Source organism: Paracoccus sp. KR1-242 (assembly GCF_049446195.1).
Classification (GTDB): Bacteria; Pseudomonadota; Alphaproteobacteria; order Rhodobacterales; family Rhodobacteraceae; genus Paracoccus; species Paracoccus broussonetiae.
On record NZ_JBMSED010000010.1, the window covers coordinates 1 to 16586 of the forward strand.

The following is a 16586-nucleotide window of genomic DNA, read 5'->3' on the forward strand; positions in this document are numbered from 1 at the left end:
TCTCGAAATCGACATCGCCGACCAGGCGGGTGCGGCCGCCCTCGTCGATGCGGTTGATGCCGACATCGATCACCGTCGCGCCCGGCTTGATCCAGTCGCCGGGGATCATCTTCGGACGACCGACCGCCGCGACCAGGATGTCGGCGCCCCGGCAGACCTCGGCCAGGTTCTTGGTCCGGCTGTGGGCGATGGTCACCGTGCAGCTGTCGCCCAGCAGCAGTTGCGCCATCGGCTTGCCGACGATGTTGCTGCGCCCGACCACGACCGCGTTCAGCCCGGACAGGTCGCCCAGCCGGTCGCGCAGCATCATCAGGCAGCCCAGCGGCGTGCAGGGAACCATCGCCTTCTGCCCGGTCCCCAGCAGCCCCACGTTCAGGATGTGGAAGCCGTCGACATCCTTTCCGGGCTCGATCGCGTTGATCACCGCCTCGGCGTCAAGATGGCGGGGCAGCGGCAGCTGCACCAGGATCCCGTGCACCGCCGGATCGGCATTCAGCGCCGCCACCTGCGCCATCAGAGCCTCTTGCGTGGTGTCGGCGGGCAGCTTGTGCTCCCACGAGTTCATCCCCGCCTCGCGCGTCTGGATGCCCTTGTTGCGAACATAAACCTCCGATGCCGGATCCTCGCCAACAAGCACAACCGCAAGACCGGGAACAATTCCCAAACCAGAAAGCTCGGTGACGTGGGCCGCGACGCGGCCACGGATCGCAGCGGCAAATGCCTTGCCGTCGATGATGTTCGTCATGCCGCGACCTCCAGTCGTTCGGCGGCCTCGGCAAGCCCGTGCCAGATCGTGCCCGCGGCCGAGCGCATGCCCAGGATCGCAAGCCGGTTTTCGGCACGACGGATGACGAAGATGCTCATATGGTGAAAGCCGGTCCGCGTGGCCGAACCGGGGCCGAAGCGCCCGGCATCGACATTGACCAGCCGTTCCAGCAGCTGGACGATGGCGGGGGCGGGCCCCTCGGCCTCGAAGGCCACGAAGCCGTCGGTCTGTTCGGTCACCGAGGCGCCGGGCGCGCGGGTTGCGATCTCGGCGGCAAAATCCGTCTCGGCGCGGCCCGGACCCTCAACCATCCATTGTTCGGGACCGGTCCAGAACGCGGCAATGCCATCCGCCTCGACCCATTCGCCCGGTCCCGGCAGGGGCAAGGCGGGGGCCGAACCGCCGCGGCGCAGCGCCACCGAGGCAAGCGCGAGGTCAGAATTCTCGGCCAGCGACAGCCCCCCGAAGCGGGCAGTGCGCGGCGTGGGCGCCCCGAGGGCACAGATCGGTTGCAGGTCAGTCACGCAGACGCACTCCTTCGGGGTCGACGAAATGGGCCGAGACGACGCGCATGGCGACGCTTTGCCCTTGCAGCGGGTTTGCGGCGACGATCACCTCGCCCATGCGCTCCGCGCCATTTTCCAGGTAGCCAAGGCCAATGGCCGAACCGACATGCGGCGAGAAGCAGGCCGAGGTGATCCAGCCCTGATCCGTCGCCGTGCCCTGCGCCGCGCCTTCGGTGAAAAGATGCGAACCCGCGACCACCGGTTCGCTGGCATCAACAGGTTGCAGCCCGACCAGCACGCGCCGTTCGGCGACCATGCCCGCGCGCCGCGACATCACCGCGCCGATCGAGTCTTTCTTGGTGCTGACCATCTTGCCCATGCCCAGCATCTGCGCGGTGGTCTGGCCGTTCAGCTCATTCCCGGCGGCATGGCCCTTTTCGATCCGCATGACGCCAAGCGCCTCGGTGCCGTAGGGGGTGGCGCCCAGATCAGCGCCTTTTTCGATCAGCCGGGCCATAAGCGCGTGGCCATAGCGGGCAGGAACCGCGACCTCATAGGCCAGCTCGCCCGAGAAGCTGATGCGGAACAGGCGCGCTCGCAACCCGCCGCACACCGTCAGGGGGGCGCAGGCCATGAACGGGAAGGCCTCGTTCGACAGGTCGAACCCGTCCACCACGCGCTCAAGCAGCTTGCGGGCATTCGGTCCCGCGAGCGATATCTGCGCCCAGGCGTCGGTGGTCGAGATCAGCTGCACGTCCAGATCCGGCCACAGGCCTTGGCGGCAGAACTCCATATGGCGATAGATGGTGCCGGCATTTGCGGTGGTCGTGGTGACGACGTAGTGATCCTCGGCCAGACGGGCACAGGTGCCGTCGTCCCAGGCAAAGCCGTCCTCGCGCAGCATCAGGCCATAGCGGACCATGCCGACTTTCAGGCTTTTCATCGCGTTGGCATAGACGCGGTCCAGGAATTCGGCCGCATCGGCCCCCTGCACGTCGATCTTGCCCAGCGTGGTCACGTCGCAGATGCCAACGCCCTTGCGGGTGGCCAACACCTCGCGATCCACGGTCTGGCGCCAGGTCGTCTCGCCCGGCTGCGGGAAGTATTGCGCCCGCATCCATTGCCCGACCTCGACAAAGACCGCGCCCTGCGCCTTGGCCCATTCATGGGTGGGCGTCAGGCGGCGGGGCCGGAAATGCGGCCCGGTATCGCCTCCGCCCAGAACCGACAGGGAAACCGGGGTATAGGGCGGGCGGAAGATCGTGGTGCCGGTCTGGTTGATGGTCCGGCCGGTCAGTTCCGCCATGACCGCCAGCGCCGTCACGTTCGCAGTCTTGCCCTGATCTGTGGCCATGCCCAGCGTGGTCCAGCGCTTCAGATGTTCGACCGGACGCATGTTTTCCTGATGCGCCAGCTTGATGTCCTTGACGGTGACGTCGTTCTGGAAATCGACCCAGGCTCGGCCCTTGCCGGGGACATGCCAAAGGGGGTGCTGGTTCTGCGCCGCGTCCTCGGCCTTGGGCAGGTCGGGCAGGGTGGCGGTGATGCCAAGCGCCTCCAGCGCCGCGCGCGCGGCTTCCGCCCCCGAGGCCAGAGCCTGCGTGGTCGTGCCCTTGCCCGCCGCAGCGCCTGCGATGGTCAGGCCCGGGACATTGCCGTCTTCCGCCAGGAAGGCCTGCGCGGCGTCGTCCCATTGCGGGCGACCGCGGTGATGCGAGGCAAGATGCAGGTTCGGGTTCCATCCGCCCGTGACGCCAAGCGCGCCGCAATCCAGCCATTCGGACTTGCCGCCCTGCATGATCTCGATCCGGGTCAGGCCCAGGCGGCCCTTGCTGCCCGTCACATGCCCGCCGGCGATGGTGCGATAGCCACCCTGCGACGCCGCGCCGCTGCGGGCGTCGATCACGGCTGCGATCTCGACCCCCTTGGCGGCCAGATCCAGCGCGGTGCGATGGCCGTCGTCATTGTTGGTGAAGATCGCAACGCGCTTGGCCGGGCTGACCGCCCACCGGTTGGCATAGGTCCGCATCGCGCCCGCCAGCATGATGCCGGGGCGGTCGTTGTCGGCAAAGGGAATGTGGCGCTCGGTCGCGCCGGCGGCCAGGATGGCGCGCCGCGCGGTGATCTTCCACAGGGTCTGGCGCACGCGCTTGCCCGGCACCGCAAGATGGTCCGACACACGCTCGACCGCGCCATAGACGCCGTCGTCGAAGGCGCCCCAGACCGTGGTCCGGCGCATGACGCGCAGGTTCGGCAGGCTGGCGAATTCGGCCTCGACACCGGCGATCCAGTCGGGGGCCGGCATCTCCAGCGGGTTGCTTTCGGCAAGCAGGCGGCCGCCGAGGCGGAAATCCTCGTCGGCGAGGATCACGCGGGCCCCGCTGCGCGCCGCCGTCAGCGCCGCCGCAAGCCCGGCCGCACCGCCACCGATCACCAGCAGGTCGCAATGCAGATAGCCCGCGTCATAGCTGTCCGGATCGGCCTGATGGGTCAGGCTGCCCAGCCCTGCCGCGCGCCGGATCATCGGCTCGTACAGCTTTTCCCAGAAGGCCTTCGGCCACATGAAGGTCTTGTAATAGAAACCCGCTGCGAAGAAGGGCGACATCAGGTCGTTGACCGCCAGCAGGTCGAAGCTGAGCGAGCCGACGCGGTTCTGGCTTTTCGCCTCAAGCCCGTCGAACAGCTCGGTCACGGTGGCGCGGGTGTTCGGCTCTTGCCGGGGGCCGCTGCGCAGCTCGACCAGGGCGTTCGGCTCCTCGGAACCCGAGGAAAAGACGCCGCGCGGGCGGTGATACTTGAAGCTGCGGCCCATCAGCCGCACGTCGTTGGCCAGCAGCGCCGAGGCCAGCGTATCGCCCGCATGCCCCTGATAGGTCTTGCCGTCGAAGGTAAAGTTCAGGCTGCGCGAACGATCGACCAGCCCACCGGAAAGCCGCGTCATGCCGCACCGCCCTTCTTCACGTCGCGGGCCAGTTCCGCGCCCAGGATTTCATGCGTCAGCGTGTTGCGGGTTACGACCAGCCACGAGCGGTCGCCCTGTTCGTGGAACCACAGCTCGCGGTGGACGCCTGCGGGGTTGTCCCGCAGGTGGACATATTCATGGAAGCGTGCGGCCGCGTCCGCGGCCATGCCATCGGGCCGGTCCAGCAGCGAGGCATCGCCCAGATAGCTGAATTCCGAAGAATCGCGCGGGCCGAGAAGGGGATGAGGGATCAGCATGTCGGGTTTCGGTCCAGGATTGCGCTCAATGCAGGTTGGGCGTCGCGCCCATGCCTTTTTCGTCGATGGGATAGCCGCGCTCGAACCGATCAAGGCGCAGGAAGCGCGCGGTTTCGTGCGGGGTGTCGGTTGCAAGCAGATGCGCGAAGGCATAGCCGCTGGCCGGTGTCGCCTTGAAGCCGCCATAGCACCAGCCGGCATTCAGGTAGAGGCCCTCGACCGGGGTCTTGTCGATGATCGGACTGCCGTCCATCGACATGTCCATGATCCCGCCCCAGATGCGCAGCAGGCGCGCGCGGCCGATCATCGGCATCAAAGCCATGCCGCCCTGGGCCACGTCCTCGACCACCGCCATGTTGCCGCGTTGGGCGTAGGAGTTGTAGCCGTCGATATCGCCGCCAAAGACCAAGCCGCCCTTGTCCGACTGGCTGACATAGAAATGGCCCGCGCCAAAGGTGATGACACCGTCGATCGTGGGCTTCAGCCCCTCGGACACGAAGGCTTGCAGCACGTGGCTTTCGATCGGCATCCGCATCCCGGCCATCGCCATGACGCGCCCGGTCGAACCGGCGACCGCGACGCCGACCTTGCCCGCCGCAATATAGCCGCGCGAGGTTTCAAGGCCGCGAAGACGCCCGTTCTCGATCCGCATGCCGGTGACTTCGCAGTTCTGGATCAGGTCGACACCGGCCCGATCCGCGCCACGGGCATAGCCCCAGGCGACGCCGTCATGGCGCGCGGTTCCGGCGCGACGCTGCATCAGCCCGCCCTTGATCGGGAAACGGGCATTGTCGAAGTTCAGCCAGGGATACATGGCGCGCACGCCGGCCTGGTCCAGAAGCTCGGCATCGGCCCCGGCAAGCCGCATCGCGTTCCCGCGCCGGCGATAAGCGTCGCGCTGCGCGTCGGTATGCAGCAAGTTCAGAATGCCGCGCTGGCTGACCATCGCGTTGAAGTTGAATTCCTGCTCCAGCCCTTCCCAGAGCTTCATCGAGAATTCATAGAAGGGCTCGTTTCCCGGCAGCAGGTAGTTCGAGCGGATGATCGTCGTGTTCCGCCCGATATTGCCCGAGCCGAGCCACCCTTTCTCCAGGACCGCGATGCGCGCCTTCCTGAAGGTGTTCGCCAGATAATAGGCGGTCGCAAGACCATGTCCGCCGCCACCCACGATCACATAATCATAGGCGGGTTGCGGATCAGGATTGCGCCAGATTGGCTTCCAGCCCTTATGGCCGGTCAGCGCCTCCTTGATGACCCTAAGCCCCGAATATCTCACGGTTCCTGCTTTCTCGCTTCGTTGTCCTTGACCTTCAGATTAGCCCCGGCAAGGGGCGTTCGTTTGCCCTTGGGGGACAGGTTCTTGCCTGTTGCGGACAGGCCGGGATATATTTTCGTGAAGACGAGGTTTCGCCATGCCCACGACCCCGCCAGCGCCCCTGCGCGTCGGCTTCATCCTGACGCGTGATTACTCGCTGATGTCGCTGACCTCGGCGGTCGAGCCGCTGCGCGCGGCGAATCATCTGGCTGGGCACGAGCTTTACCGGCCGGGCTATTACTCGGTCGAAGGAGGCTTCTCGGCCTCGACCTCGGGCGGGGGATTCCCGACGCTGCGGCTGGCCGAGGCGGGGCCGATGGATCTTGCCTTTGTCGTCGCCGGTGGCAATCCGCTGCGATATGAGGATGCGGCGCTGGCCCGTGGCCTGCGGTCCCTGCAGGCGGGCAAGGTCCGGCTGGGCGGGATTTCCGGCGGTGCCGCAATCCTGGCACGGCTAGGGCTGATGGAGGGGCGGCGCTTCACCCTGCATTGGGCCCATATCGATGCGCTGGCCGAGAACATGCCCGACCTGCTGATCGACCGAGCCCTGTATGTCGTGGACCGCGACCGCTATACATGCGCGGGGGGCGTCGCGGCGCTGGACATGATGTGCGCGCTGATTGCCCGCGACCACGGGGCCGAATTTGCCCGCAGCGTCGCGGACTGGTTCATCCACCCCCGCACCCGCGGCGCGGACGAGCCGCAGCAATCCCCGACCGCGGAACGGTTCGACCTGCGCCATCCGATGTTGGCGGCGGCGGTCGACCTGATGTTCAGCCACCTGTCCGACCCGCTTTCGCCCGGACAGCTTGCCGCGCAGGCCGGGTGCAGCCCGCGCCAGTTGCAGCGGTTGTTCAACGATCAGCTTGGCTGCTCGATGATGCAGTTCTATCGCGAGATGCGGCTGAAAAAAGCCGACGAGCTGATCCAGCAAAGCGCGTTGTCGGTCCTGGACATCGCGCTGATCACCGGCTTTGTCAGCGCCGCGCATTTTTCCCGATGCTTTGCAGAACGATACGGGATGACACCCAGCCGTCGCAGGCAGGGCGCGCGCCCCGGCAGGGCATCGGCCTGATCCCTTCCGCAGCCCGCGTGGACTGGCCGGGAGAGGAAAATAATATTCCTGAGCGTAAGTTTTTCTTGCCTGTCGGGGCCTTTCGGCACAGCCTTTCCGCAAGGGCGAAACGCGACGAATTGACGCAGTAAGGCTGGAAAATCCAACTGCGCGCCGCATGAGCTCCAGCGGGAACGACGGTCCGAGAAACGAGGCCGCGGCCCTGAAAACGATAACAATGGGGAACTGTCTGATGGAGAGGGTGTCATGTCTTCGGTATCTACCGAGACGTCTTCGGCTGCGACGGAGGATCAGGGCTCACTGATCCGCTCGCTCAGCTGGAAAGGCGCGTTCTGGATCGCGGCGGGCGTGCCGCCGCTGGTCCTGTTTTCGATCGGAGGGATCGCCGGAACCACCGGCAAGGTCGCCTTCGTGGTGTGGACCGTGTCCATGCTGATGGGGTTCCTGCAATCCTTCACCTATGCCGAGATGGCGGGCATGTTCGGCAACAAGTCGGGCGGCACCTCGGTCTATGGCGCGACCGCCTGGTTGCGCTATTCCAAGCTGATCGCGCCGCTGTCGGTCTGGTGCAACTGGTTCGCCTGGTCGCCTGTCCTGTCGCTTGGCTGCGCCATCGCCGCGGGCTATGTGCTGAACGCGCTGTTCCCGGTGCCACTGGCGACCTCGCAGCCGGTGCTGGACTGGGTCACGGCCCATCTGGCCAGCCTGCCACCGGGCAGCCCGCGCGTCGCGGAATACCTGGCCGCCAATCCCGCGATCCCCGAGGCCGATGCGATCCGGTCGCTGCTGACCACCGATGCGGTCGCCGCGCTGACTCCCGCGATCCGGACCTGGTCTGCGCTGGAACTGCCGATCCCCGGCCTTGGCTCGCTGCACCTGAACGCGACCTTCGTGATCGGGACGGTGTTGATGCTGCTGATCATTGCGATCCAGCACAGGGGGGTGTCCTCGACCGCTGTGGCGCAGAAATGGCTGGCGATCATCGTGCTGGTGCCGCTGCTGCTGGTCGGTCTGGTGCCGATCTTCTCCGGAGCGATCGACTATTCGAACGTTACCGCGCTGGTCCCGCCCACCGCCGCCTATTCAGGCGAAAACGGGGCTTGGAATGTCGGCGGCTGGACGCTGGTCCTGGGCGGGCTTTATATCGCGGCCTGGTCGACCTATGGGTTCGAAACGGCGGTCTGCTATACCCGCGAACTGCGTGATCCGCGGCGCGACACGTTCAAGGCGATCTTCTTCTCGGGCCTGCTGTGCTGCGTGTTCTTTATCCTGATCCCCTTCTCGTTTCAGGGCGTCCTGGGGCTGGAGGGGATGCTGGCGCCGGGCATCATCGACGGCACCGGCGTGGCCGAGGCGCTTGGCGGGATGATCGGGGCAGGGCCGGTGATCGCGCAACTGTTCACCATCCTGATGATCCTGGCGCTGTTTCTGTCGATCATGACCGCGATGGCGGGGTCCTCGCGCACGCTGTACCAAGGCTCGCGCGATGGCTGGTTGCCCCATTATTTGGGCCATGTGAACGAACAGGGCGCGCCGACCAGCGCAATGTGGACCGACTTTGCCTTCAACCTGTTCCTGCTGGCGCTGGCCTCGGATGCGAGCGGATATTTCTATGTCCTCGCGATCTCGAACGTCGGCTACATCATGTTCAACTTCCTGAACCTGAACGCCGGCTGGATCCACCGTATCGACAGCCCGCATCTGCCGCGGCCATGGAAGGCACCGGTGCTGCTGATCGGTCTGAACACGGTGCTGGCCTTCGTCAACGCGCTGTTCCTGGGCGCGGGTGCCAAGGTCTGGGGCTATTCCAACGCGCTGGTCTCGGGGCTGATCTTTGCCGCGCTGATCATCCCGGTCTTCTGCTGGCGACATTACATCGTCGACAAGGGTCGCTTCCCGAAAGAAGCGATGGAGGATCTGGGTCTCAGCAATGACGATACCAGCCTTGGACCGCGGCGCGCCGGCATCCTGCCCTATCTCGCGCTGATCGCCGGGGCTGTTCTGGTGGCCTGGGCGAACTGGTTCTTCGTGCTACCCACGTAAATCAAAGGGGCTGGCCTCAAGGGCCAGCCCCATCCCGACACGGCCAGGCGTCTCAGTCCGGATAGATGCCCGGAGAGGTCGGCGCCCCGTCGTCAAAGCGCGACAGATAGTCGACGATCATCGGGCGGTTGACCAGGAAGCCCTTGTAGGTCGCCAGATCCTCGGGCAAGTCACGCAGCACGCGGTGGAACCGGCGTCCCCATTTCGGCACCGTCACCAGGTCCTGCAACGAAATCAGATAGCAGCGGATCGGAAAGGCCAGCCCGTTCGAACGCGGCAGCCGCCAGAAGGATTGCAGCTCGACCCGCAGATACTGTTTCTGTCCCAGGTTTTCGGGGGTCAGGCTGCGCTTTTCCGGGCCCCATTCGGGATAGGTCTCGGGGCTGGTGTCCAGCCGTGGATTTACCGTCATGGTCCAGTTCAGCCGCCGCGCGGGCGTGTCCTGGCGGACGTTCAGCAGGAATTTCAGTGCCCGCTGAAAGATCCCCATTTCGGCCGCGCGTGGCACCGGGGCGTGCCATTCGAAGAAATTCATGCCGATGTCGAAGTCCAGGCTCCAGTCCGCCTGGCTTGTGACCATGCCGGCATCCATCCACAGGTTGCCCTCACGCTGGTCCAGAACCGCGAAATCCCCCTGGGTCTGGCGGGTGATGTATTCCATCGGGCCATAGGGCAGGGTGGATTCGTCAAGGAAGGTGAAGGTCTCGTCGATCCCCAGCGGCCTGTTGATCCAGCGCCAGCGGTCCCCGTCACGATGCAGTTCGAAATGTTCGGGGTAATCCTCGGCCTTGCTGGTCATGATCAGTTCCAGCAAGTCCCAGCCGGCCAGCGTCATGTGCGGCAGTGACTGGCAACGGCCCGGATCGCGCATCAGGGTGATGGCGCGGTCTTCCATCTCGGCGACGTAATGTTCGTCGACGTCGAAGCGGGCCTGGAAGACACTCCCATCTGGGCCGCCCTTATGCGGCTCCATATTGACCGAATACATGTATTCGTCCCGGTCGAAGGGGAACGGAAAGCGTCGGATTGCGGCGGGAGAGTTGTAGTAGCTGTAATCGCCGCGGAAGGTCTCTTTGTTGAATTGCATGATCATCACGGGGATTCCCTATCGGTCGATGGTCAGAAGCCTGCCCCGGAATCGGGAAACGCAGGGCATGATCTTGCGCTTGCGTTCCTCGGGTTCCAGCCAGTGGTCGTGATGGTCGATCGTCCCGTCGCAGGACAGGACGTCGGTTTCGCATTGCCCGCAGGCACCGCCGCGACACAGCCATGGTGCATCGATCCCCGCGGCTTCAAGTGCCTCGAGCATGCTTTGATGCGGGCCGACGGTCAGGGTGCGGTTGGATCGCGCACAGGCGACCTCGAAAGGTTCGCCCGGCGCGGGTGCAAGGAATTCCTCGGCATGCAGGGTATCGCCCGGCCAGCCAAGCGCGGCGGCCGTGTCCAGCACCGTTTCGATCATCCGGGCCGAGCCGCAGACGTACAGATGCGTGCCCAGCGGCTGTGCCGACAGGATCGCGTCAAGATCCATGCGCGAGCCTTCGCCGCTGACATGCAACCGGGTCGTGTCGGGCAGCATCGGCAGGGCCGCCAATTCGTCCCGCGCCCGGACCGCGTAATGCAACTCATAGGCCGCGCCCAGCCGCGCCAGCTCCGGCAATTGAGCCAAAAAGGGCGTGATCCCGACTCCGCCCGCGATCAGCAGGTGCTTACGCGCGGCCAGGTTCAGCGAGAACAGGTTCACCGCCGGCCCGATCTGCATCAGCATTCCGGGCTGGGCGTCACGGTGCATGAACAACGAGCCGCCGCGGCCATGATCCTCGCGCTGGACGGCGATTTCATAGCCCGAGCAATCCAGCGGGTCCGAGATCAGTGAATAGGCGTTGCGGCGCAGGACGGGACCGTCCTGCATCTCGACCATGACATGGGCGCCGCCGGAAAAGACCGGCAGGGGCGCACCTTCCGGATGTTCAAAGCGGAACCGTGTGATACGGGGGGAAAGCGGTTCCTTGCGAGTCAGTTTCAAGGTTTGCATCAGATCCGGATCTCCACGGATTCAGGCACTTCGCCCGGTGTTTCGGCATCGATGCAGACGCCCTGGAACGCCCCCACCCGGCGCGAGAAATGGTCGCGCACATAAAGCGACCGCCCGCAGCCGGGGCAGATGTAGGGATCGACGGTCACATCCTCGGCCACGGTCTTGCAATGGACGCATTGCATCCGCCGTGCGGCGGTGCCGCGATGCTCGGCCTGGATCGCGCCCAAGGGCACGCCCGCCGACAGCAGTTGCGACTGGACCTGCGCGATCAGTCCCTCGGCCCCGGCCAGAAAGACCTGAAGGCCCATGCGCGCGTCGCCAAGCAGCGTCGCGATCGCCGGCGAAAGCCCGGCCGTAGACGAGGTTTGCAAAAGCCGCGCCGCCCCGCGCGCCTGCAGGGCGGGGGCGTGTTCGGCTGCATCGCACAAGACCACGCTGGCCTTGGACATAAGTTCGGGGGCGTCATCGGCCAGCGCAAGCAGGGCGGCTGCGCCGGATTTGTCCGCAACCATCAGCGCGGCCCCGCAGCGCCGCGTCTGAAGACGGGCATAACGGGGCCGGCTGGCAATCGGTGCAGGTGGTGGTGGGGTGGCGCTCATTCCAATCATCCCTGGCAGGTTGCAAAAGGCTGCCGGAGGGAGTGTCGGACGCCCCCCGGCCAGGGGGGCCTATCCTTTGGCGGTACGACGCTTCTTGTCGGGATCGAAGAAGGGCATGGTCCCGGTCGTCGCGGCGATCTGGCCATGCGTCTCGCAGTTCACGGTCAGCTTGGTCCCGTCATTGGCGCAGTCGACCGGCAGGCGCGCGATCGCGACGGTCCAGTTGTTCAGCGGAGAATGCATGGCCTGAGTCACGACGCCGATCTGCTTGCCGTCGCGCAGGACCGGAGCGCCGTTTCCGGGAACTTTGTCGCCTTCCAGCTTCAGGCCCCAGATCTTGAAACGTTCCTTGCCCTTCAGGCGGTAATGTTCGTCGGCACCGCGGAAGCCCTGCTTGCCGGGCGAAACGGTGAAGTCCAGCCCCAATTCCCACAGCGTGTCGCCGCCGGGCTGATCCGCAAAGGGGTACATCTCGGAGTTGTCGTAGGGGAAGAACAGCAGGTAGCTTTCAGTCCGAAGCATGTCGAGCGTGGTGAACCGGCAGGGGATGATCCCCATCTCGGCGCCTTCCTCAAGGATGCGGTCCCAGACCATCGGCGCGTCCTGGCCGCGCACGAACAGTTCATACCCGCGCTCGCCGGTATAACCCGTGCGCGAGATCATTGCGGGCTTGCCGAACAGCGAGGTCTGCAGATGCGCAAAATAGGGCAGCTCGCGGATGCCCGGCACATGCTTGGCCAGATAGTCGACGGCCAGCGGCCCTTGCAGCGACAGGTCATGCAGGTTGTCGTCAAAGCGGATCGCGACATCGCGGCCATTTGCCGCCATGCTCAACTGCTCGAACCCCTGGCCCGAGCCGTGGACGACCATGAAGGCATTCGGGCCGGTACGATAGACGACGCAATCGTCGACGAACTTGCCCGCGTCGTTTAGCATCGTGGCATAGACCGACCGGCCCGGCATCAGCTTTTCCATGTTCCGCGTCGTCGCGCGGTCAATGACGTGGCTGGCGGCGGGGCCGGTGATATGGACCTTTTTCAGGCCCGAGACGTCCATCAGCCCGGCCTTGATGCGGATGGCCATGTATTCGGCATCAGGGTCGCCCTTGGCATAGGACCAGGCGGTGCCCATGCCGCTCCAGTCCTCAAGCTCGGACCCAAGCGCGCGGTGGCGATCGGCAAGGGTCGAGAAGCGCCAGGATGCTGTCATGTTCTTTCCTCCGTGTTGTCTCTGACTCCGCGCCCGTCTCAGGACCGCGGCCGTTCCTTTTTCGGGTCGTAATGGGGGAAGGCGGTGATGCGCGCGGGCAGGCGCTTTTGCTGCCCGTCAAGCTTGCCGACCTCGATCGTGGTGTCCTCGGTGGCATGGGTCACATCGACGCGGGCCAGCGCGATCTGGCTGTCCAGCAACGGCGACCACATGGCCGAGGTGATCTCGCCCACCTGCGCGCGCCCGACATGCAGGCAGTCGCCGTGATGGGCGGGAATGCGGCTTTCGATCACCAGCCCGACCAGCTTGCTTCGGGGGGTTTCCTTGCGCCGGATCAGCGCCTCGCGCCCGACGAAATCGTCGGTCTTGGATTTCAGCGGCACGGTGAAGCCCACGCCCGCCTCGAACGGGTCAGTCTGGTCGGTGAATTCGTAATCGGCAAAGACCAGTCCCGCCTCGATCCTGAGCAGGTCCAGCGCGGCAAGGCCCATTGGCTTGATCCCGCGTGGAGCGCCCGCCTTAAACACGGCTTCGAACACAGCCGCGCCGTCCTTCGGGTGGCAGAATATCTCATAGCCCAGTTCGCCGGTATAGCCGGTGCGCGAGACGACGACCGGCGCGCCTTCGGGGCCGCCGACGCGACCGGGCGTCCAGCGGAACCAGCCCAGTTCCTGGATCGCGGTCTGGTGCGGCGCGGTCCAGATCACTTCGTCCACAAGATCGCGGCTTTTCGGACCCTGCACCGCGAGGTTGTGCAACTGGTCGGTCGAGGAGCGGATCATCACGTTCAGGCCAAGCGCCTCGGCCTGTTCGCGCATCCATTCCCCGCCGTAATCGCTGCCGCCGATCCAGCGGAAGCGGTCCGGACCCATGCGGAACAGCGTGCCGTCGTCGATCATGCCGCCATGCGGATAGCACATCGCGGAATAAACGACCTGGCCATTGCCCAGCTTCTTTACGTCCCGCGTCAGCACCCATTGCATCAATGCCTCGGCATCGGGGCCGGTCACCTCGAACTTGCGCAGCGCCGACAGGTCCATCGCCACCACGCCTTCGCGGCAGGCGCGGTATTCCTCTTCCGGGCTTGAATTCGGGAAGGTGCTGGGCAGCCAGAAACCCTTGTATTCGACAAAATCGCGGGTCAGCGCGGCGAACTGGTGATGGAAGGCGGTCTGGCGGGTCATGATTGGCTCGGAATCCGGCATGGGGCGCCAGGCGACGGCGCGTTGGAACCGCTCATTGGCGGCATAGCTGCGGACATGGATGTCGCTCAGGTGCCAGCCATTGGCGGGAGAGGTGTCATCCGGGCAGGCCGAGGACACGCAGACGATATCGGTCAGCGCGCGCATCAGGACGTAATCGCCGGGCCGAGACCACGGCTCGTCCGTCATCAGCACGCCATGCGCGTCGATCCAGGTGTTGAAGAAGAAGTTCGCGGCCATCCAGCCCTTGCGCGGATCGACCCCATAGGGCTTCAGCGCGGCATTGAAGTTGTCCGAGCAGTTGGCGTGCCCCGGATATCCGATATCGTCGTAATACTTGGACGCGCAGGCCATGGCAAAGGCATCGTGCCGGCCACAGGTGTCCTGCACGACCTCGATCAGCGGCGTCATGTCCTGGTCGAAATATTTCGAATGCAGGCCTGGCATCGCATAGCTGTGGCCAAGGATCGTACGCGTCGTGGTGACGTCCAGAGGGTTCTGGATGCCGCGGTCAAGCTTCCTTGCGTCGAAGCACTGAAAATCGGTGCATTGGCGTCCGTCGACATCAAGGACCTGGATATATTCACCGGCGCGGACCAGATAGGCGCTGGCCGTCGCGGACTTGATGCGGATGTCCAGGATCGGGTCGGCCAGCGGGTCGGGCAGTTCGAACCCCTGCATCGCGCGGGGCCGCGCGCGCCTGATCAGCAGCGTCAGGGGGGTCGCGGTTTCTCCGCTTTCCGGATCCATCGGATCGGCAGGGGCGGCGACGATCAGCCAACCGGGCTGGGCCGCCGTGAACTCGACCCGGTCGCCCGCCGGGCTGTCCGCCCCGAAAACCACGGTGGCGCAGGGCTTGCCAAGATCGATGCCGCGCGCGGCGATGCCACGGCGAAGCCGGGTCAGGCTTTCTTCGCCCGACGTCAGCGCGCGACGCAGACCGTGGGGTTCGTCCTGCGCGGGAACACCCAGGACCGTGCCATCGGTCCGCCCGTCCATTCCGGCGGCGATGATCTCAGCCCGCTGGGCGCCTTCGGCATTGATGACGGCGACGTGGTCGCCCTCGGCCAGCGCCAGAAGTAGTCCGCCGGCACCGGGGACGGTGTGGCGTTCTTCCGTCGGGGCCTTGCCCACCGCCGATGCCACGCGCAGCCCACTGGGCTGCGGTGGACCGGGACGGAACAGGCGGGGATAGGTGACGCTGGTCATTGCACCATGCCTTGCAGAAAAAGAGGAGCGGTGGGGAACCTCCGCTCCAGTAAGGGATCAGTTGCGAAGATAGGCTTCCATCGAATCGTCCAGCGCATCCTTCCACGGCGTGTGGTGCGGGGGCGCCATCGTCCCGGTGATGACCGAGCGATACGAATGGTTGCGGAAACCCATGATGTCGTCGACCTTGTGATGCTTCCATTCATAGAAAGCCTCGCAGGCACCATCGACGTCGAAACTGGGATAGTCGGTTTCGGCGATCAGTTCCTTGACGTAGTCGCCCTGATACTTGATCGCGTATTTCACGTCCTCGCCCGCTTCCTCGCGCGCCTCGCGCTCGGCCACGTCGGACATCATGGTCTGCTTTTCGTCCGGGACCTGGATCCGGTCCAGGATGATGTCGCGGACATACCAGGCCTGGGCGTCGAACATGTTGAAGGTGAACCACTGGTCCTGCATGCCCAGATAGAACAGGCGCGGGTTGTGGACATAGACGACCCCCTTGTAGAGATCGGCCGCCGCCAGGCGGTTCGCCGTCTTCAGCCGGAGGTCATCGGGCAGGAAAGGGAAGTAATGCCTGTAGCCGGTGCACAGGATGATCGAGTCGATCGCCTTGCTGCTGCCATCGGTGAAATGTGCGGTCTTGCCCTCGACCCGGACAAGCGCGGGCTTTTCTTCCCAGTTGTCGGGCCAGGCAAATCCCATCGGCGCCGAACGATAGCAAGAGGTCACCGATTTCGCGCCGTATTTCCAGCATTGCGAACCGATATCCTCGGCCGAATAGGACGAGCCGACGACCAGCACGTCCTGCCCTTCGAATTCGCGCGCGTCGCGGAAGTCGTGGGCATGGGTGATGCGGCCGTAGAATTGCGAGAAACCAGGATACTCCGGCACGTTCGGGCTGGAGAAGTGGCCTGACGCGATAATGACGTTGTCGAAGCGTTCCTTGTAGACATGGTCGTTCGCCATGTCGTGCACGGTCATGGTGAAATCGTCGTTCTCGGCATCGTACTCGACCCAGCGGACCACGGTGTTGAAGCGGATCCAGTCGCGGACGCCGGCCTTCTTCACACGACCCTCGATATAATCGACCATGACGGCGCGCGGCGGATAGGACGCGATCTGTTTGCCGAAATGTTCTTCAAAGGAATAGTCGGCGAATTCCAGACCCTCTTTCGGGCCGTTGGTCCACAGATAGCGGTACATCGAATTGTGGACCGGCTCGCCATGCTCATCGGTGCCGGTGCGCCAGGTATAGTTCCAAAGGCCGCCCCAGTTCGCCTGCTTCTCGAAGCAGACGATTTCGGGAATCTCGGCCCCTTTGCGGGCGGCCGACTGGAAAGCCCGGAGCTGGGCCAGCCCAGAAGGCCCGGCGCCGATGACGGCGACGCGTTGCGACATTTCA

Annotated in this window: 13 protein-coding genes; 2 read left to right on the plus strand and 11 right to left on the minus strand. The window is 65.0% G+C overall.

The features are described 5' to 3' along the window. The 5 genes from folD to ACO2Q4_RS15230 all read right to left on the minus strand — a co-directional run. The coding region (folD, locus tag ACO2Q4_RS15210; RefSeq protein WP_423320320.1) for a bifunctional methylenetetrahydrofolate dehydrogenase/methenyltetrahydrofolate cyclohydrolase FolD at positions 1–745 on the minus strand (745 nt) is incomplete at its 3' end. After that, on the minus strand, positions 742–1290 hold the full coding sequence (locus ACO2Q4_RS15215; RefSeq protein ID WP_423320322.1) for a sarcosine oxidase subunit gamma: 549 nt from the start codon (positions 1288–1290) through the stop codon (positions 742–744). The genes folD and ACO2Q4_RS15215, both read right to left, overlap by 4 nt. Next, the gene (locus tag ACO2Q4_RS15220) at positions 1283–4213 is read right to left on the minus strand and encodes a sarcosine oxidase subunit alpha family protein (protein WP_423320324.1); all 2931 of its coding nucleotides are present in this window, start codon (positions 4211–4213) and stop codon (positions 1283–1285) included. The genes ACO2Q4_RS15215 and ACO2Q4_RS15220 overlap by 8 nt, the downstream gene beginning before the upstream one ends. Further along, positions 4210–4491 carry a sarcosine oxidase subunit delta gene (locus ACO2Q4_RS15225; RefSeq protein WP_395133885.1) on the minus strand — a complete coding sequence of 94 codons (282 nt, stop codon included), beginning with the start codon at positions 4489–4491 and terminating at the stop codon, positions 4210–4212. The genes ACO2Q4_RS15220 and ACO2Q4_RS15225 overlap by 4 nt, the downstream gene beginning before the upstream one ends. Positions 4492–4516: 25 nt before the next feature. Then, complete coding sequence (locus ACO2Q4_RS15230) at positions 4517–5767, minus strand: sarcosine oxidase subunit beta family protein (protein WP_311759539.1); 1251 nt, start codon at positions 5765–5767, stop codon at positions 4517–4519. Between the two features lie 136 nt (positions 5768–5903). On the opposite strand from ACO2Q4_RS15230, the gene ACO2Q4_RS15235 reads away from it, so the two are divergent. Further along, the gene (locus ACO2Q4_RS15235; protein ID WP_311759540.1) at positions 5904–6881 is read left to right on the plus strand and encodes a GlxA family transcriptional regulator; all 978 of its coding nucleotides are present in this window, start codon (positions 5904–5906) and stop codon (positions 6879–6881) included. A 246-nt stretch (positions 6882–7127) separates the two neighbouring features. Further along, entirely contained in the window at positions 7128–8924 is a 1797-nt protein-coding gene (locus ACO2Q4_RS15240) for an APC family permease (protein WP_311759541.1), read from the plus strand. 52 nt (positions 8925–8976) lie between these two features. On the opposite strand, the gene ACO2Q4_RS15245 is transcribed toward ACO2Q4_RS15240, so the two are convergent. The 6 genes from ACO2Q4_RS15245 to ACO2Q4_RS15270 all read right to left on the minus strand — a co-directional run bounded on the left by ACO2Q4_RS15245 (position 8977) and on the right by ACO2Q4_RS15270 (position 16582). Further along, a complete protein-coding gene (locus ACO2Q4_RS15245) occupies positions 8977–10017 on the minus strand; it encodes a heme-dependent oxidative N-demethylase family protein (protein WP_395133889.1) in 1041 nt (346 codons plus the stop codon). 12 nt (positions 10018–10029) lie between these two features. Then, complete coding sequence (locus ACO2Q4_RS15250) at positions 10030–10959, minus strand: PDR/VanB family oxidoreductase (RefSeq protein ID WP_311759543.1); 930 nt, start codon at positions 10957–10959, stop codon at positions 10030–10032. Then, complete coding sequence (locus ACO2Q4_RS15255) at positions 10959–11561, minus strand: dimethylamine monooxygenase subunit DmmA family protein (protein ID WP_311759544.1); 603 nt, start codon at positions 11559–11561, stop codon at positions 10959–10961. Before ACO2Q4_RS15255 ends, ACO2Q4_RS15250 begins: the two co-directional genes overlap by 1 nt. 69 nt (positions 11562–11630) lie before the next feature. Beyond that, positions 11631–12770, minus strand: a complete 1140-nt coding sequence (locus ACO2Q4_RS15260) for an aminomethyltransferase family protein (protein ID WP_423320328.1) — start codon at positions 12768–12770, stop codon at positions 11631–11633. A gap of 38 nt (positions 12771–12808) precedes the next feature. Beyond that, a complete protein-coding gene (locus tag ACO2Q4_RS15265) occupies positions 12809–15181 on the minus strand; it encodes a DUF1989 domain-containing protein (RefSeq protein WP_423320330.1) in 2373 nt (790 codons plus the stop codon). Positions 15182–15238: 57 nt separating this feature from the next. Next, complete coding sequence (locus ACO2Q4_RS15270; protein ID WP_423320332.1) at positions 15239–16582, minus strand: NAD(P)-binding domain-containing protein; 1344 nt, start codon at positions 16580–16582, stop codon at positions 15239–15241. Between the last annotated feature and the right edge of the window lie 4 nt (positions 16583–16586).